The organism is Tepidiphilus baoligensis, from assembly GCF_012911495.1.
GTDB classification, from domain to species: Bacteria; Pseudomonadota; Gammaproteobacteria; order Burkholderiales; family Rhodocyclaceae; genus Tepidiphilus; species Tepidiphilus olei.
In genome coordinates, this window is sequence record NZ_JAAAUB010000001.1 from 103,093 (window position 1) to 116,625 (window position 13,533).

Annotated in this window: 15 protein-coding genes and 2 tRNA genes; 10 read left to right on the plus strand and 7 right to left on the minus strand. The window is 63.0% G+C overall.

Going from position 1 to position 13,533, the window contains the following annotated elements; all coding sequences use genetic code 11:
- Positions 1–9: 9 nt before the first annotated feature.
- From pheS to GV368_RS00550, 6 genes are all read right to left on the minus strand, one after another.
- Positions 10–1,041, minus strand: a complete 1,032-nt coding sequence (gene pheS / locus GV368_RS00525; RefSeq protein WP_169114591.1) for a phenylalanine--tRNA ligase subunit alpha — start codon at positions 1,039–1,041, stop codon at positions 10–12.
- Between the two features lie 67 nt (positions 1,042–1,108).
- Positions 1,109–1,468 carry a 50S ribosomal protein L20 gene (gene rplT / locus GV368_RS00530; protein WP_055424109.1) on the minus strand — a complete coding sequence of 120 codons (360 nt, stop codon included), beginning with the start codon at positions 1,466–1,468 and terminating at the stop codon, positions 1,109–1,111.
- A 12-nt stretch (positions 1,469–1,480) separates the two neighbouring features.
- Positions 1,481–1,678: a 50S ribosomal protein L35 gene (rpmI, locus tag GV368_RS00535; RefSeq protein WP_142803693.1), complete on the minus strand. Its 198-nt coding sequence runs from the start codon at positions 1,676–1,678 to the stop codon at positions 1,481–1,483.
- A gap of 162 nt (positions 1,679–1,840) precedes the next feature.
- A complete protein-coding gene (gene infC / locus GV368_RS00540; RefSeq protein ID WP_142803692.1) occupies positions 1,841–2,362 on the minus strand; it encodes a translation initiation factor IF-3 in 522 nt (173 codons plus the stop codon).
- A 12-nt stretch (positions 2,363–2,374) separates the two neighbouring features.
- Positions 2,375–4,309: a threonine--tRNA ligase gene (gene thrS, locus GV368_RS00545; protein WP_169114593.1), complete on the minus strand. Its 1,935-nt coding sequence runs from the start codon at positions 4,307–4,309 to the stop codon at positions 2,375–2,377.
- Between the two features lie 124 nt (positions 4,310–4,433).
- Positions 4,434–4,510 (minus strand) — tRNA-Val (locus GV368_RS00550).
- Positions 4,511–4,631: 121 nt separating this feature from the next.
- Here GV368_RS00550 and GV368_RS00555 point away from each other — a divergent pair.
- From GV368_RS00555 to coq7, 3 genes are all read left to right on the plus strand, one after another.
- Positions 4,632–4,707 (plus strand) — tRNA-Asn (locus GV368_RS00555).
- Positions 4,708–5,370: 663 nt separating this feature from the next.
- Positions 5,371–5,940 carry an RNA pyrophosphohydrolase gene (locus GV368_RS00560; protein ID WP_142811319.1) on the plus strand — a complete coding sequence of 190 codons (570 nt, stop codon included), beginning with the start codon at positions 5,371–5,373 and terminating at the stop codon, positions 5,938–5,940.
- The gene (coq7, locus tag GV368_RS00565) at positions 5,930–6,571 is read left to right on the plus strand and encodes a 2-polyprenyl-3-methyl-6-methoxy-1,4-benzoquinone monooxygenase (RefSeq protein ID WP_169114595.1); all 642 of its coding nucleotides are present in this window, start codon (positions 5,930–5,932) and stop codon (positions 6,569–6,571) included. Before GV368_RS00560 ends, coq7 begins: the two co-directional genes overlap by 11 nt.
- 19 nt (positions 6,572–6,590) lie before the next feature.
- Here the strand turns inward: coq7 and GV368_RS00570 are convergent, their stop codons facing one another.
- Positions 6,591–7,010 carry an OsmC family protein gene (locus GV368_RS00570; protein ID WP_142803688.1) on the minus strand — a complete coding sequence of 140 codons (420 nt, stop codon included), beginning with the start codon at positions 7,008–7,010 and terminating at the stop codon, positions 6,591–6,593.
- A 331-nt stretch (positions 7,011–7,341) separates the two neighbouring features.
- Between GV368_RS00570 and rplM the strand changes: the two genes are divergently transcribed.
- The 7 genes from rplM to ccoS all read left to right on the plus strand — a co-directional run bounded on the left by rplM (position 7,342) and on the right by ccoS (position 13,288).
- Entirely contained in the window at positions 7,342–7,770 is a 429-nt protein-coding gene (gene rplM / locus GV368_RS00575) for a 50S ribosomal protein L13 (RefSeq protein WP_169114597.1), read from the plus strand.
- Between the two features lie 10 nt (positions 7,771–7,780).
- Complete coding sequence (gene rpsI, locus GV368_RS00580; protein ID WP_169114599.1) at positions 7,781–8,173, plus strand: 30S ribosomal protein S9; 393 nt, start codon at positions 7,781–7,783, stop codon at positions 8,171–8,173.
- A gap of 123 nt (positions 8,174–8,296) precedes the next feature.
- Positions 8,297–9,331, plus strand: coding sequence for an N-acetyl-gamma-glutamyl-phosphate reductase (gene argC, locus GV368_RS00585; protein ID WP_142803685.1), 1,035 nt, complete (start codon positions 8,297–8,299; stop codon positions 9,329–9,331).
- Between the two features lie 78 nt (positions 9,332–9,409).
- Positions 9,410–9,760 (plus strand): iron-sulfur cluster insertion protein ErpA, encoded by a 351-nt coding sequence (gene erpA / locus GV368_RS00590; RefSeq protein WP_142803684.1) that lies wholly within the window; start codon positions 9,410–9,412, stop codon positions 9,758–9,760.
- A gap of 39 nt (positions 9,761–9,799) precedes the next feature.
- Positions 9,800–10,567 carry a 3-hydroxyacyl-CoA dehydrogenase gene (locus GV368_RS00595; protein ID WP_142803683.1) on the plus strand — a complete coding sequence of 256 codons (768 nt, stop codon included), beginning with the start codon at positions 9,800–9,802 and terminating at the stop codon, positions 10,565–10,567.
- A 28-nt stretch (positions 10,568–10,595) separates the two neighbouring features.
- Positions 10,596–13,061: a heavy metal translocating P-type ATPase gene (locus GV368_RS00600; protein ID WP_169114601.1), complete on the plus strand. Its 2,466-nt coding sequence runs from the start codon at positions 10,596–10,598 to the stop codon at positions 13,059–13,061.
- Between the two features lie 11 nt (positions 13,062–13,072).
- Entirely contained in the window at positions 13,073–13,288 is a 216-nt protein-coding gene (gene ccoS, locus GV368_RS00605; RefSeq protein ID WP_169114603.1) for a cbb3-type cytochrome oxidase assembly protein CcoS, read from the plus strand.
- Positions 13,289–13,533: the final 245 nt, after the last annotated feature.

Consider the following 13,533-nt stretch of genomic DNA (forward strand, 5'->3'; position numbering starts at 1 on the left):
TGGGCCTCTTTAGCGGAATTGCGCGAGGAAGCGCAGGTCGCTCTCGAAGAAGAGCCGCAGGTCGTTGATGCCGTAGCGCAGCATGGTGAGACGATCGAGCCCCATGCCGAAGGCAAAGCCGCGCACCGACTCGGGGTCGAATCCCCCGTTACGCAGCACTTGGGGATGCACCATGCCGCAGCCGGCGATCTCGAGCCAACGGCCCTCGAGCGCGCCGCTCGTGAAGCGCACGTCGATCTCGGCGCTGGGTTCGGTGAAGGGGAAGAAAGAAGGGCGAAAGCGCACGGCGAGCGCATCGGTCTCGAAGAAGGCGCGCAGAAAAGAGGCAATGATCCCCTTGAGGTGGGCGAACGCGACGTCCCGACCGACCCACAGCCCCTCGAGCTGGTGGAACATGGGGGAATGGGTGGCGTCGGAGTCGACGCGATAGACCCGCCCGGGGACGATGACGCGCAGATCGGGCATCGACGCCGCCTCGCGGTGGCGTGCGGTGTGCTCGAGCATGGCGCGGATCTGCACGGGACTGGTGTGCGTGCGCAGCACGACGTCGTCGCGCCCTTGCAGATAGAAGGTATCGTGCATGGAACGCGCCGGGTGATCCGCCGGCGTGTTGAGGGCGGTGAAGTTGTGCCAGTCGGTCTCGATCTCGGGGCCATCGACGGAAGAAAAGCCCATCGAACGAAAGAGCGCCTCGACGCGCTCCAGGGTGCGCGTGACCGGGTGCAGACCGCCGATACTCCCATTGCGCCCCGGCAAGGTCACGTCGAGCGCCTGGGCGGCGAGCTGGGCTTCGAGCCGACGCCGGGCGAGCGCCTCACGCGCCTCCTCCAGCAGGGTCTCGATTTGCGCCTTGGCCCGGTTGATCGCCGCCCCGGCGCGCTTGCGCTCATCCAGAGGGAGATTTGCCAGGCTCTTGAGCGCCTCGGTGACGACGCCCGCCTTGCCGAGGAAACGCGCCTTGACGCGCTCCAACTCGGCCGGATCGGTCGCGGCGGCAAATGCCTGCCGCGCCGCTTCCACCAAGCCATCCGGATCGATCATCGCTTGCTCCTGCTGCAAAAGTAAAAAAGGAGGCAAGCGCCTCCTTTTTGCTGCCGTCTTCGTGGGCTCAGGCGGAGAGCTGGGCGCGCGCCCGTTCGACCAGGGCGGCAAAGGCCGGTTTGTCGAACACGGCCAGGTCGGCGAGCACCTTGCGGTCGACCTCGACGCTGGCTTTCTTGAGCCCGTTCATGAAGGCGCTGTAGGTGAGGCCGCATTCGCGCGCGGCGGCGTTGATGCGGGCGATCCACAGGGCGCGGAACTGACGCTTGCGCTGGCGCCGGTCGCGATAGGCATATTGGCCGGCCTTCATCACCGCCTCTTTGGCGATGCGGTAGACGTTCTTGCGGCGGCCGCGATAACCTTTGGCGAGCGCTAGGACTTTCTTGTGGCGGGCACGGGCGGTGACACCACGTTTGACGCGAGGCATATCGTTCTCCTATCAGGCGTAAGGCATCATCTTTTTGACGAGAGGCAGGTCGCTCGGATGCACCTCGACCATGCCGCGCAGCTGACGCTTGCGTTTGGGGCTTTTCTTCGTCAGGATGTGGCGTTTGAACGCCTGGGAACGCTTGATGCTGCCGCTCGAGCGCACTTTGAAACGCTTGGCGGCCCCGCTCTTGGTTTTCATCTTGGGCATGAAGGCTCTCCTATGACATGACGCCAGGCAGCCCCCGGCGGAGGCATTTGTGGGCCTGACTTCACTTGTTGCGTACCGCGGCCGAACCGCCGCGGCGCTTTTCCCCGCCGCAGCGGCGAGAAAGTTTCTATTTTACCGCGAATCGCCGCGCAAGACCATCATCTATTTGCTTTTCTTCGGTGCGATGATCATCACCATCTGCCGCCCCTCGAGCCGGGGCATCTGCTCGACGACGCCGACGTCGGCCAGATCTTCGCGAACGCGCTCGAGCTGGCGCATGCCCAGTTCCTGGTGCGACAGCTCCCGGCCACGGAAGCGCAAGGTCACTTTGGCCTTGTCCCCTTCTTCGAGAAAACGGCGCAAATTGCGCAGCTTGATCTGGTAGTCGTTCTCGTCGGTTCCCGGTCGCAGCTTGATTTCCTTGACCTGGATCTGTTTCTGCTTGAGCCGGGCTTCGTGCGCTTTTTTCTGTTCCTGGTAACGGTACTTGCCGTAGTCCATCACCTTGCACACGGGCGGATTGGCCATGGGGGCGATCTCGACGAGATCGAGCCCCGCTTCCTCGGCCACCGCCAGCGCTTTGGCAAGCGACACGATACCCAACTGCTCTCCGTCCTCTCCGATCAATCGAACTTGCGGCGCGTCGATTTCCTCATTGACGCGCACTTTCTTTTCCTGTGCGATGGTCTTGCTCTCCTATGTCTGGCTGGACGCGGGGGCCGGCAATTTGCGCTCGATCTCCTCGCGCAGGCGCGCGACGAAATCATCCAATGGCATCGCACCGAGATTGATGCCACCGCGGGCGCGGACTGCCACCCCACCCGATTCCCGCTCCTGATCGCCGACGACGAGCAGGTAAGGGATCTTGTGCACACTGTGCTCGCGGATTTTATAGTTTATCTTTTCGTTGCGCAAATCGGTCTCGACGCGAAAGCCCTGACGGCGCAGAGCCTCGGCCACTTGTCGCGCATAGTCGGCGTGACGCTCGGCGATACTCAGCACTACGGCCTGCACTGGGGCGAGCCAGGCGGGCAGCGCTCCGGCGTAGTGCTCGATGAGGATGCCCGTGAAGCGCTCGAGCGAGCCGAAGAGCGCCCGATGCAGCATCACGGGTCGTTTACGGGTATTGTCCTCGGCCACGTAGCTGAGATCGAAACGCTCGGGCAGGTTCATGTCGACTTGCAAGGTGCCGCACTGCCAGTCGCGACCGATGGCGTCGCGCAGCACGAATTCGAGCTTGGGCCCGTAGAAAGCCCCCTCACCGGGGAAGAGCTCATAGCTCATGCCCATGGATTCGAGCGCCTGCGCGAGCGCCCCTTCGAGCCGATCCCAGATCTCGTCGCTGCCGATGCGGTGCTCGGGACGGGTGGAGAGCTTGACCCGCACCTGCTCGAAGCCGAAGTCCTTGTAGATGTCCATGATGAGGCGCACGACGGTGCGGCACTCTTCTTCCATCTGCTCGGGGGTGCAGAAGATGTGCGCATCGTCTTGCGTGAAGTGGCGCACCCGCAGCAGCCCATGCAGGGCACCGGAGGGTTCGTAGCGATGCACTTTGCCGAACTCGGCCATGCGCAAGGGCAGATCGCGGTAGCTGTGCAGCCCATGCTTGAACATGGTCACCGCCCCGGGACAGTTCATGGGCTTCAAGGCGAAGACGCGACCATCCTCGGTCTGGGTGGTGAACATGTGGTCGCGATAGTTCTGCCAATGCCCGGAGAGCTCCCACAGCGAGCGGTCCATGACGTCGGGGGTGTTCACCTCGACATAGCCGGCCGCCTCCTGACGCGCGCGCATGTACTGGATGAGGGTTTGGAAGATGCGCCACCCCTTGGGATGCCAGAAGACGGCACCCGGGGCGGCCTCTTCGAAATGGAAGAGATCGAGCTGCTGGCCGAGCCGGCGATGATCGCGTTTCTCGGCCTCCTCGAGCATGGTCAGATAGGCTTGGAGTGATTTTTCGTCGGGCCAGGCAGTGCCGTAGATGCGCTGCAGTTGTTCGTTGCGCGCATCGCCCCGCCAATAAGCGCCAGCGACCTTGGTGAGCTTGAAAGCCCGGAGTTTGTCGGTGGAGGGGACGTGCGGACCGCGACACAAGTCGATGAAGTCACCCTGCCGATAGAGGGAGATGGTCTCTCCTTCGGGGATGGAGGCGATGATCTCGGCCTTGTAGTGCTCCCCGAGGGATTTGAAGAATTCGATCGCCTTGTCCCGCGGCCACTCCTCGCGCACGACGGGGATGGCCTGCGCCGCGAGCTCGCGCATGCGCGCTTCGATGCGCTGCAGATCTTCGGGGGTGAAGGGGCGATCGTAGGCAAAATCATAATAGAAGCCATTTTCGATCACCGGCCCGATCGTCACCTGAGCCTCGGGGAAGAGCTCCTTGACGGCATGCGCGAGCAAATGTGCCGTCGAGTGGCGCAGGATCTCCAAACCTTCGGGACTGCGATCGGTGATGATCTCGACACGGGCATCCCGTTCGATACGGTGCGACAGATCGACCAGGCGCCCGTCGACCTTGCCGGCAAGCGCAGCCTTGGCCAGGCCCGGGCCGATCGATTCGGCCACTTCGCGTACCGTTACCGGCGAAGGGAATTCTTTGACGGAGCCATCGGGCAGAGTGATTCGAATCATGTCAGGTCTCGCAGGCAAAAAAAATGCGGCCACCGGGCCGCATTTCTGGACAGGAGCTTCTTCCCCGGTGAGGCGGTCAGGAAGAGCGCGGGGTAGTTCGACTCATGGAAGACTCCTGGATATCTGGTAGGCGCGATTGGACTCGAACCAACGACCCCCACCATGTCAAGGTGGTGCTCTAACCAACTGAGCTACGCGCCTGCAGAACGTGAATTATAGCTTTGGAAACGCGCCTGTCAAGGGGGGCTCGTAAGGGATGCATCCGTAAGATGTGCGATTTGCTTGACACTGGCAGACTGTTCGCTATAATTCGAAGCTCTTTTCCCCGATAGCTCAGTCGGTAGAGCAACGGACTGTTAATCCGTGGGTCGCAGGTTCGAGCCCTGCTCGGGGAGCCAACGGATTCCGTCATGACCTTTGCTGGGTGAAATAGGCCGGCATGTTTTGGATGGCCTGGATCGCTCCAATGGTCGTTGCGCGCGGAAATCGTAGCCTCTTAGCGAAGATCGTGCGGCTTTCATGCTTTCGCACGCCTCCTTTGGCCGGCTGCTTCGGGCAACGGGTACGCGGGTCTGCGAGTCGAGCTTCAGAAGGGATCGCTTTGATGATCGGCATCGTGGCGGGGTGGGTCTCCGTCGATGGCAAGGCGGTCTGTGGCTCGAAGGATGACCGTCATACTCGGCTCCAAGGCGGTGTCCGATGCTCAGGGTATCGCCATGCGGTCGCTGGGGGCGAGAATCGCTTGCATTGAATCCCGGATGTCACGTTGTTTCGCGAGGATGACCGTCGTGTTTGCAAGGGTCGTGCCTCACAGAATCCGTCGGCCGTGCGGAAACCGGCTCTCGCCCTCCTGCGTACCGATCCGGCCTGTACCCCAAACGCAGCCTGTGCTCCCGGCGAAAAACCTCTGAACGGATTCCCGCGTACCGTACTTCATTGCGCAAACTCCCCCTTGGGTAAAAGCGATTGCCTTGTTGCGAGGGGAAGGGTGGTGCGGTGTCCCTTTTCTTGATGGCCTCGTTATGGAACAATAGCAGCAACGAAGAATCGAGGAAACGACCATGCTCGACCGGGAAGGGTATCGCCCGAACGTCGGCATCGTGCTCGTCAACGCGCGCAACGAGGTGTTCTGGGGCAAACGTATACGCGAACATTCCTGGCAGTTTCCACAAGGCGGGATCAAAAAAGGGGAAACGCCGGAAGAGGCGATGTACCGCGAGCTGCACGAAGAGGTCGGTCTGTTGCCGCAGCACGTCCGCATCCTTGGACGCACGCGCGATTGGCTGCGCTATGATGTACCACGGCGCTGGGTGAAGCGCCAGTGGCGTAATGTCTATCGCGGGCAGAAGCAGATCTGGTTCCTGCTGCGTCTCGTGGGGCGGGACTCCGACGTCTGCCTGCGCGCAACCGCGCACCCCGAGTTCGACGCCTGGCGCTGGGCGCAGTACTGGGTGCCGCTCGATGCGGTGATCGCTTTCAAACGCCGCGTCTACCAGCTTGCCCTCATCGAACTTTCGCGCTATCTCGACGTGCCGCCGCCGCACACTCAGCCGCAGTACCGTGAATTGATCGAGGAGATCCCCCCCGATTTTCCCGTTGTTTCGCCGTTGGAGGAACGACATGGACGCTGAGCGGCTCGATGCGCTCGACCGGGTGATCGTCGAATTCGATCGCGCCCTGCGCACGGTTTTTGCCCCGGCAAGGGGCGCACGGCCGATGCCCGGCGCCGACCTGCCGGGTGGTCCGCTCGACGAAGCACAGCGCCGGCACGTGGAAGGACTGCTGCGAGTGGATCACACCGGCGAGATCTGCGCCCAAGCACTCTACCAGGGGCAGGCGCTCACCAGTCGCGACCCCTCGATCCGCGAGGCGTTGCGCCGCGCTTCCGACGAGGAGGTCGACCACCTCGCCTGGACCGAGGCGCGTCTGCACGAGCTCGGCGGGCGAACCAGCCTGCTCGATCCTTTGTGGTATCTGGGTTCCCTGGCGATCGGCGTGGCGGCAGGGGCGGCGGGGGACGATTGGAATCTCGGCTTTCTCGCCGAGACCGAGCGCCAGGTCGAGCGTCATCTCGAAGGGCATCTGCAGGCGCTGCCGGCAGAGGATCGGCGCAGTCGCGCCATTCTCGAACAGATGAAGGAAGATGAGACGGGGCATGCTCGACTCGCCGAGTCATTGGGTGCGCGACCGCTGCCGGCGCCGGTGCGAGGGGCCATGCGGCTCGCTTCCAAAGTGATGACGACGCTCGCCTACCGCCTCTGACCTGCCGTCTCGGGGTGGTTCACCCCTCCTCGACGATTTCCCAAGTGTGCTCGAGTTCGGCGGTCTTGCCGAGCATGATCGAGGCCGAGCAGTATTTTTCCGCCGACAGCCGGACTGCTCGTGCCACACGCGCCTCGTCCAGTCCGCGGCCGCGCACGACGTAATGGAAACGGATGCGGGTGAATACCTTGGGGTCGGTGGGAGCGCGTTCGGCCTCGAGCCGTACTTCGCAGCCTTTCACGGCCTGCCGTCCTTTCTCCAGGATCATCACGATGTCGAAGGCGGTGCAGCCGCCGGCGCCGGCGAGCAGCAGTTCCATGGGGCGCGGCGCGAGATTGCGCCCGCCTGCCTCCGGGGCTCCATCCATCGCCACTAAATGTCCCGATCCTGTTTCTGCCAGAAAAGTGCGGCCCTCGATCCAGCGAACCGTGCATTCCATGTTGATCTTCCCTCGTGGTTTGCGCAATGCAGAATTGTAGGGGATTTGCGGATAAACGAGTTTGATTTTGCGATCTAAAAGTTTATTGTGCAGTGCGCCATTTTTTTCTTGCTTTTTTTGCCGGGTGTCACTAGTATACGCAGCAACGGATCACGACTCGTGTGGTTCGACCGGTGTCTCCTCCACCCTCCTCCTTTGGTGTGGATTGAACGCCGCCTCTTCGAGGCGGCGTTTTTTTTCGGCTCGAGATTGACAAAGGCACTGCCTTTACGCTAACATCCCCTGCTTTCCAGAAGGGCCGGACTCGGGCCTGAGATGATCGAGGATACGCATGAAAACGTTCTCCGCCAAGCCACACGAAGTCACGCGTGACTGGTTCGTCGTCGATGCGTCGGGTAAGGTACTGGGTCGGCTCGCGGCCGAGATCGCCCGCCGTTTGCGCGGCAAGCACAAGGCGATCTATACGCCCCACGTCGATACCGGTGATTACATCGTCGTCGTCAACGTCGATAAGATTCGTGTCACGGGCAACAAAGCTGCCGACAAGAAATACTACCGCCATTCCGGCTATCCGGGCGGTATCTACGAGACCACGTTCGAGAAACTGCTGCAGCGCCATCCCGAGCGTGTGCTCGAGAAGGCGGTCAAGGGTATGCTGCCCAAAGGGCCACTCGGCTATGCGATGCTGAAAAAGCTCAAGTGCTACGCCGGCGCCGAGCATCCCCATGTCGCGCAGCAGCCCAAAGTGCTGGAAATCTGAGGAGTCAGTGATGGCGGTGTCGTACAATTACGGAACGGGGCGGCGCAAGGAAGCTGTTGCTCGTGTTTTCATCAAGCCGGGCTCCGGCAACATCGTGGTCAATGGTAAGCCGCTCGACGAATTTTTTTCTCGCGAGACGGGGCGCATGATCGTGCGGCAGCCGCTGCGCCTGCTCGAAGTCGAGAATCGCTTCGACATCATGGTCAATGTCGATGGTGGCGGTGAATCCGGCCAAGCCGGTGCGGTGCGCCACGGCATCACCCGGGCGCTCATCGACTACAATCCCGAGTGGAAAGCACCGCTGCGGGCGGCCGGGTTCGTGACCCGCGACGCGCGCGAGGTCGAACGGAAGAAAGTCGGTCTGCGCAAAGCCCGTCGCGCCAAGCAGTTCTCCAAGCGCTGATCGTTTTCGTCCGGGCAGCATTCTGCAAAGCCACCCTCGAGGTGGCTTTTGCCGTTTCATCGCGCTCGATTTTCGGCGTTCTCGGGCGATAATTGCACGCTGTGATCTCAAGGAGGCGAAACGATGATCAAGGTTGGCGTGGTCGGTGGCACAGGTTATACGGGGGTGGAGTTGTTGCGTCTGCTCAGCCGCCATCCCGAGGTGTCGCTCGAGGCGATCACCTCGCGCACCGAGGCCGGCATGCCGGTGTCCGAGATGTTTCCCAGCCTGCGGGGTCACGTGAATTTGCGTTTCTCGACGCCGGACGAGGCAAGACTCGATCGTTGCGACCTCGTCTTCTTTGCCACCCCGAATGGCGTGGCCATGAAAGAGGCACGGCGGCTGTTGGACGCCGGGGTGCGCCTCATCGACCTCTCGGCCGATTTTCGCCTGGCCGATGCCGACCAATGGGAGCGCTGGTATGGCATGACGCACGCTGCGCCCGAACTCCTCGAGGAAGCCGTCTACGGTTTGCCGGAAGTTGAGCGCGAGGCGATCGCCCGGGCGCGTCTGGTGGCCAACCCCGGTTGCTATCCCACGGCGGTGCAACTCGGCTTTCTGCCGCTGCTCGAGGTGAATGCCGTGGCCCGTGACTGGCTGGTGGCCGATTGCAAGTCTGGCGTCTCCGGCGCCGGGCGCAAGGCCGAAGTCCATACGCTCTTTGCCGAAGCCGCGGACAACTTCAAGGCCTATGGGGTGGCCGGGCATCGCCATCTGCCCGAGATTCGGCAGGGGCTGCAGCGCATCGCCCGCGGCCTGCCGGTGGAATTGACCTTCGTGCCGCACCTCACGCCCATGATCCGCGGCATCCATGCCACTCTCTATGCGCGGCTCACCAATCCATCGCTCGACGTGCAATCGCTCTTCGCCGAGCGTTATGCCGGAGAGCCCTTCGTGGACGTGCTGCCGGCGGGTTCGCATCCGGAGACGCGTTCGGTGCGTGCGAGCAACGTGTGCCGCATCGCCGTCCATCGGCCTCAGGGGGGCGAGATCGTCGTCGTTCTTTCCGTGATCGACAATCTCGTGAAAGGTGCGGCGGGGCAGGCGGTGCAGAACATGAACCTGATGTTCGGTTTTCCGGAGACCACGGGGCTGGACCTCGTGCCGGTGAGCCCTTGAACTCACGGGAACGGCGAGCGCCCTTTCCGGTCCATAACCACGTCGCCTCTGCGACGACCCTGACGAGGAGCCCATATCATGACGACCGAAACCCAGACCGACGACGTACTCGTTTTTACCGACAGTGCCGCCGCCAAGGTCCGCGAGCTGATCGAAGAAGAGGGTAATCCGGCGCTCAAGCTGCGCGTGTTCGTGACCGGCGGTGGCTGTTCCGGATTTCAGTACGGTTTCACCTTCGACGAGGAAGTGGCCGAAGACGATGCCGTGATCGAAAAGGGCGGAGTGACGCTGCTCATCGATTCCATGAGTTACCAATATCTGGTCGGCGCCGAGATCGACTACGTGGAAGGGATCGAGGGGGCCCAGTTCGTGATCCGCAACCCCAATGCGACCACCACCTGCGGCTGCGGGCAGTCTTTCTCTGTGTAAGGCACGAGGCAAGAATCGACGAACGATGAAGGGGGAGCGATGCAGATCGAAGGAGGAGTGTTTCTCATCACCGGCGGCGCCTCCGGGCTGGGGGCGGCCACGGCTCGCATGGTCGTGACTGGCGGCGGCAGGGCCGTACTTGCTGATCAAGACGAGGCGAAGGGTGCGGCGCTGGCTGCCGAGCTGGGCAGTAACGCGCATTTCGTGCGCACCGACGTCACCGACGAAGCGAGTGCGCAAGCGGCCGTGGCTGCCGCAGTGGAACGATTCGGCCGGCTCGACGTGCTGGTCAATTGCGCCGGCGTCGCTCCGGCCGAGAAGATCGTCGGCAAGGAAGGGCCACACCGGCTGGATTCGTTCGCCCGAACGATCCAGATCAACCTCATCGGCACCTTCAACCTGATGCGCTTGGCCGCTGCCCGCATGAGTGCCAACGAACCCAACGCCGAGGGAGAGCGCGGCGTCATCGTCAACACGGCCTCCGTGGCCGCTTTCGACGGTCAGATCGGACAGGCGGCCTATGCCGCCTCGAAGGGAGGGGTGGTATCGCTCACCTTGCCTGCGGCGCGTGAATTGGCCCGCTGGGGGATTCGGGTGATGGCCATCGCGCCGGGAATCATGGAAACGCCCATGTTGCTAGGGATGCCAGCCGAAGTGCAGGAGTCCTTGGGCAAGATGGTGCCCTTCCCGCCGCGCATGGGGCGTCCGGCCGAATATGCTGCTTTGGTGCGGCACATCGTCGAGAACGTCTATCTCAATGGAGAAGTGATCCGCCTCGACGGCGCCATTCGCATGGGGGCAAAGTGAGCCGCGGCGGAGACGAACGAAGGTGGGGATGAACGAGAGCACCTGGGAGCAAGCCGGGAGCGCGGCGGTCGTCGCAGAAGAAGGGTGCTATCACTGCGGCCTGCCGATTCCACCGCAGACGCATTTTTCCGTGGTGATCGACGGGCGGGCGCGGCGCATGTGTTGCGCCGGCTGCGTGGCCGTGGCGCAGGCCATCGTCGACAACGGCCTGGGCGACTATTACCGCCACCGCGATGCCATGCCCGAGCCGGTGCGCGAAGCCTTGCCCGAGGTGGTGCGAGAACTCGAATCCTTCGATCTGCCCGAACTCACCGAGCAGGTCTCACGGGCGGTAGGCGAGCACGAGCGCGAGGTCACCCTCATCCTCGAGGGCATCACCTGCGCAGCCTGCGTCTGGCTCAACGAGCAACACCTGCGCCGCCAGCCCGGCGTCACCCACGTCGAGATCAATTACGCCACCCGCCGCGCGCTGGTGCGCTGGGATCCTGAGCGTACGAGCCTGTCGCGTATCCTCAAGGCAATCGCCGAGATCGGCTATCGCGCCTACCCTTTCGATCCGAAGAAAGCCGAAGAGGTTGCGCAGCGCGAGCGGCGATCCATGCTCTGGCGCGTGTTCGTGGCCGGCTTTGCCTCGATGCAGGTCATGATGTACGCCATCCCCACCTACTTGGCGGGCGAGGGCGAGATGCCGGCCGACATCGAGCGCTTGTTGCGCTGGGCGAGCCTCGTGCTGACCCTGCCCGTGGTGTTCTACTCCTGCGGCCCTTTTTTTGCCAATGCCTGGCGCGATCTGCGACTGCGGCGTGTCGGGATGGATGTGCCGGTGGCCTTGGGCATCGGCGTGGCTTTTTTGGCCAGTCTATGGTTTACCCTCACCGACGGGGCGGAGGTTTATTTCGACTCGGTGGCGATGTTCGCCTTTTTCCTGCTGGGTGGGAGATTCCTCGAAATGCTCGCCCGTCAGCGGGCGGTGCGCGGGCTGGAGGAGGTCGCCCGCGTCATTCCTGCCGTGGCCGAACGTCTGGAAGCAGGGATTTGGCAGCGTGTGCCGGTGGCACGGCTCGCGCCGGGCGATCGTATCCGCGTACGTCCTGGACAGACCATCCCGGTCGACGGGCGGATCCTGTCGGGGTACGGCGAAGTGAGCGAAGCCATCCTTACGGGAGAGAGTCGCCCCATTCCCAAGAGCGAAGGGGATAGGGTACTCGGCGGCAGTCTAAACGGAGGTGGGGTGCTCGAAATCGCCGTCGAGCGGGTCGGCGAAGAAACCCGGCTCGCGACCATCCGTCGCACCATGGAGCGGGCTCAAAGCGAAAAGCCCGCAATCTCCACGCTCGCCGAGCGCTACGCCGGCCTCTTCATCGTGGCCGTGCTGGCATTGGCGTTGCTCACCGCCGTGCTTTGGAGCTGGCTCGACCCGGCTCGCATCGTTCCCATCGTCGTCTCGGTACTCGTCGTCGCTTGTCCCTGCGCCCTGTCCTTGGCCACTCCCGTGGCCTTGACCGCGGCCACCGATGCCTTGATGCGTTCGGGGGTACTGGTAACGCGCGGACATGCCATCGAGACTTTGGCTCGGCTCACCGACATTGCGTTCGACAAGACCGGTACACTCACGCGGGGGCAGCTGGCTGTGGCCAAGGTGCTCCCGCTCTCCGGACATGACGCACAGCAATCGCTGGCGCTGGCTGCGGCGCTGGAGGCGGCGAGCGAACATCCGATCGCCCGCGCTTTCGCCGACGTGACGCCCATGGACGTTTCGCTCGAGGCGCTGGAAGTGGTCACCGGCCAAGGTTTGAGCGCCCGCATCGGCGGACGTCGGGTGCGGATCGGCCGCCCCGAATGGGTCGCCGAACGGTTTTCCTTGCCTCCCCTGGCGCAAGCAGGGAGCGACATCGATCCGACGCTTACCTGGGTGGCGCTGGCCGACGAAACGGGCTGGATGGCGCTTTTCGGTTTGACCGACGTCGTGCGCGACGAAGCTCCGGCCCTGGTGCAGGAGCTTCATGCGCTCGGCGTGCGTACGCATCTCTTGTCCGGAGACGCGCCCGAGATCGTCTTCCATGTTGCACGAGCCCTCGGCATCGACTCGGCACGCGCCGCGCTCACTCCCGAGGGCAAGATCGAGGCCTTGCGGGAAGTGATGGCACGGCCGGGGAGCGTGGTCGCCATGGTCGGCGACGGGGTCAACGACGCTCCGGTGCTGGCGGGGGCACACGTGTCGGTGGCCATGGGCGAAGGGGCGGATCTTGCCCGACTCAACGCCGATGTCGTGCTGCTCGGCAGCGATCTCTCAGGCGTCGCACGCGCCGTACGCCATGCACGCCGCACGCTCGTGGTCGTGGCGCAGAACCATCGCTGGGCGTTCACTTACAACCTTCTCGCCATCCCCTTTGCCATGGCCGGCTGGGTGACGCCGTGGATGGCGGGTCTGGGAATGGCGGCGAGCTCTTTGGGCGTCGTGCTCAACGCACTGCGTCTGCAACGCGCTCCATAGGCTCTGAGACGATGGAAAGCCTCTATATCCTGATCCCCTTGTCGGTCGTGCTCGTGTTCGTCATCGGACTCGTTTTCTGGTGGTCGGTCAGGAGTGGACAGTTCGACGATCTCCAGGGGCCGGCCTACCGCGTGCTCTTCGAGGACCGCGACGAGGCGACTGAAAAAGCGACGGGCGCCTCGGACCATGATATCGGCAAGTCGGGTGGAAATGTCGATGAACGATGAGTTTCTTTGACGTGCATCAAAAACCTCTGGATTGATAAGGGATAGAATCGACTCCGGTTTGGGTGCGAGTCCAAGCCTTTTTGGGTTCCTTGTCTCTCTGTTGGGGTTGGGGCACGCAGGCGCGTGCCCTTTTTTTCTTTCTCCGGCCACGTTTCGTCGAGTTTTCTACGTCATCGACTAAAATGTTGACCGAAGTCAACACGGCTTTGCTCGCGCGGCGTATCCTACCGCTTGTCGCAGTCGGC

Bases quoted from the DNA above. Each gene is read 5' to 3' on its own strand.
- pheS (WP_169114591.1), bottom strand. From the start codon at position 1,041: ATGATCGATCCGGATGGCTTGGTGGAAGCGGCGCGGCAGGCATTTGCC.
- rplT (WP_055424109.1), bottom strand. From the start codon at position 1,468: ATGCCTCGCGTCAAACGTGGTGTCACCGCCCGTGCCCGCCACAAGAAA.
- rpmI (WP_142803693.1), bottom strand. From the start codon at position 1,678: ATGCCCAAGATGAAAACCAAGAGCGGGGCCGCCAAGCGTTTCAAAGTG.
- thrS (WP_169114593.1), bottom strand. From the start codon at position 4,309: ATGATTCGAATCACTCTGCCCGATGGCTCCGTCAAAGAATTCCCTTCG.
- GV368_RS00560 (WP_142811319.1), top strand. From the start codon at position 5,371: ATGCTCGACCGGGAAGGGTATCGCCCGAACGTCGGCATCGTGCTCGTC.
- coq7 (WP_169114595.1), top strand. From the start codon at position 5,930: ATGGACGCTGAGCGGCTCGATGCGCTCGACCGGGTGATCGTCGAATTC.
- GV368_RS00570 (WP_142803688.1), bottom strand. From the start codon at position 7,010: ATGGAATGCACGGTTCGCTGGATCGAGGGCCGCACTTTTCTGGCAGAA.
- rplM (WP_169114597.1), top strand. From the start codon at position 7,342: ATGAAAACGTTCTCCGCCAAGCCACACGAAGTCACGCGTGACTGGTTC.
- rpsI (WP_169114599.1), top strand. From the start codon at position 7,781: ATGGCGGTGTCGTACAATTACGGAACGGGGCGGCGCAAGGAAGCTGTT.
- argC (WP_142803685.1), top strand. From the start codon at position 8,297: ATGATCAAGGTTGGCGTGGTCGGTGGCACAGGTTATACGGGGGTGGAG.
- erpA (WP_142803684.1), top strand. From the start codon at position 9,410: ATGACGACCGAAACCCAGACCGACGACGTACTCGTTTTTACCGACAGT.
- GV368_RS00595 (WP_142803683.1), top strand. From the start codon at position 9,800: ATGCAGATCGAAGGAGGAGTGTTTCTCATCACCGGCGGCGCCTCCGGG.
- GV368_RS00600 (WP_169114601.1), top strand. From the start codon at position 10,596: ATGAACGAGAGCACCTGGGAGCAAGCCGGGAGCGCGGCGGTCGTCGCA.
- ccoS (WP_169114603.1), top strand. From the start codon at position 13,073: ATGGAAAGCCTCTATATCCTGATCCCCTTGTCGGTCGTGCTCGTGTTC.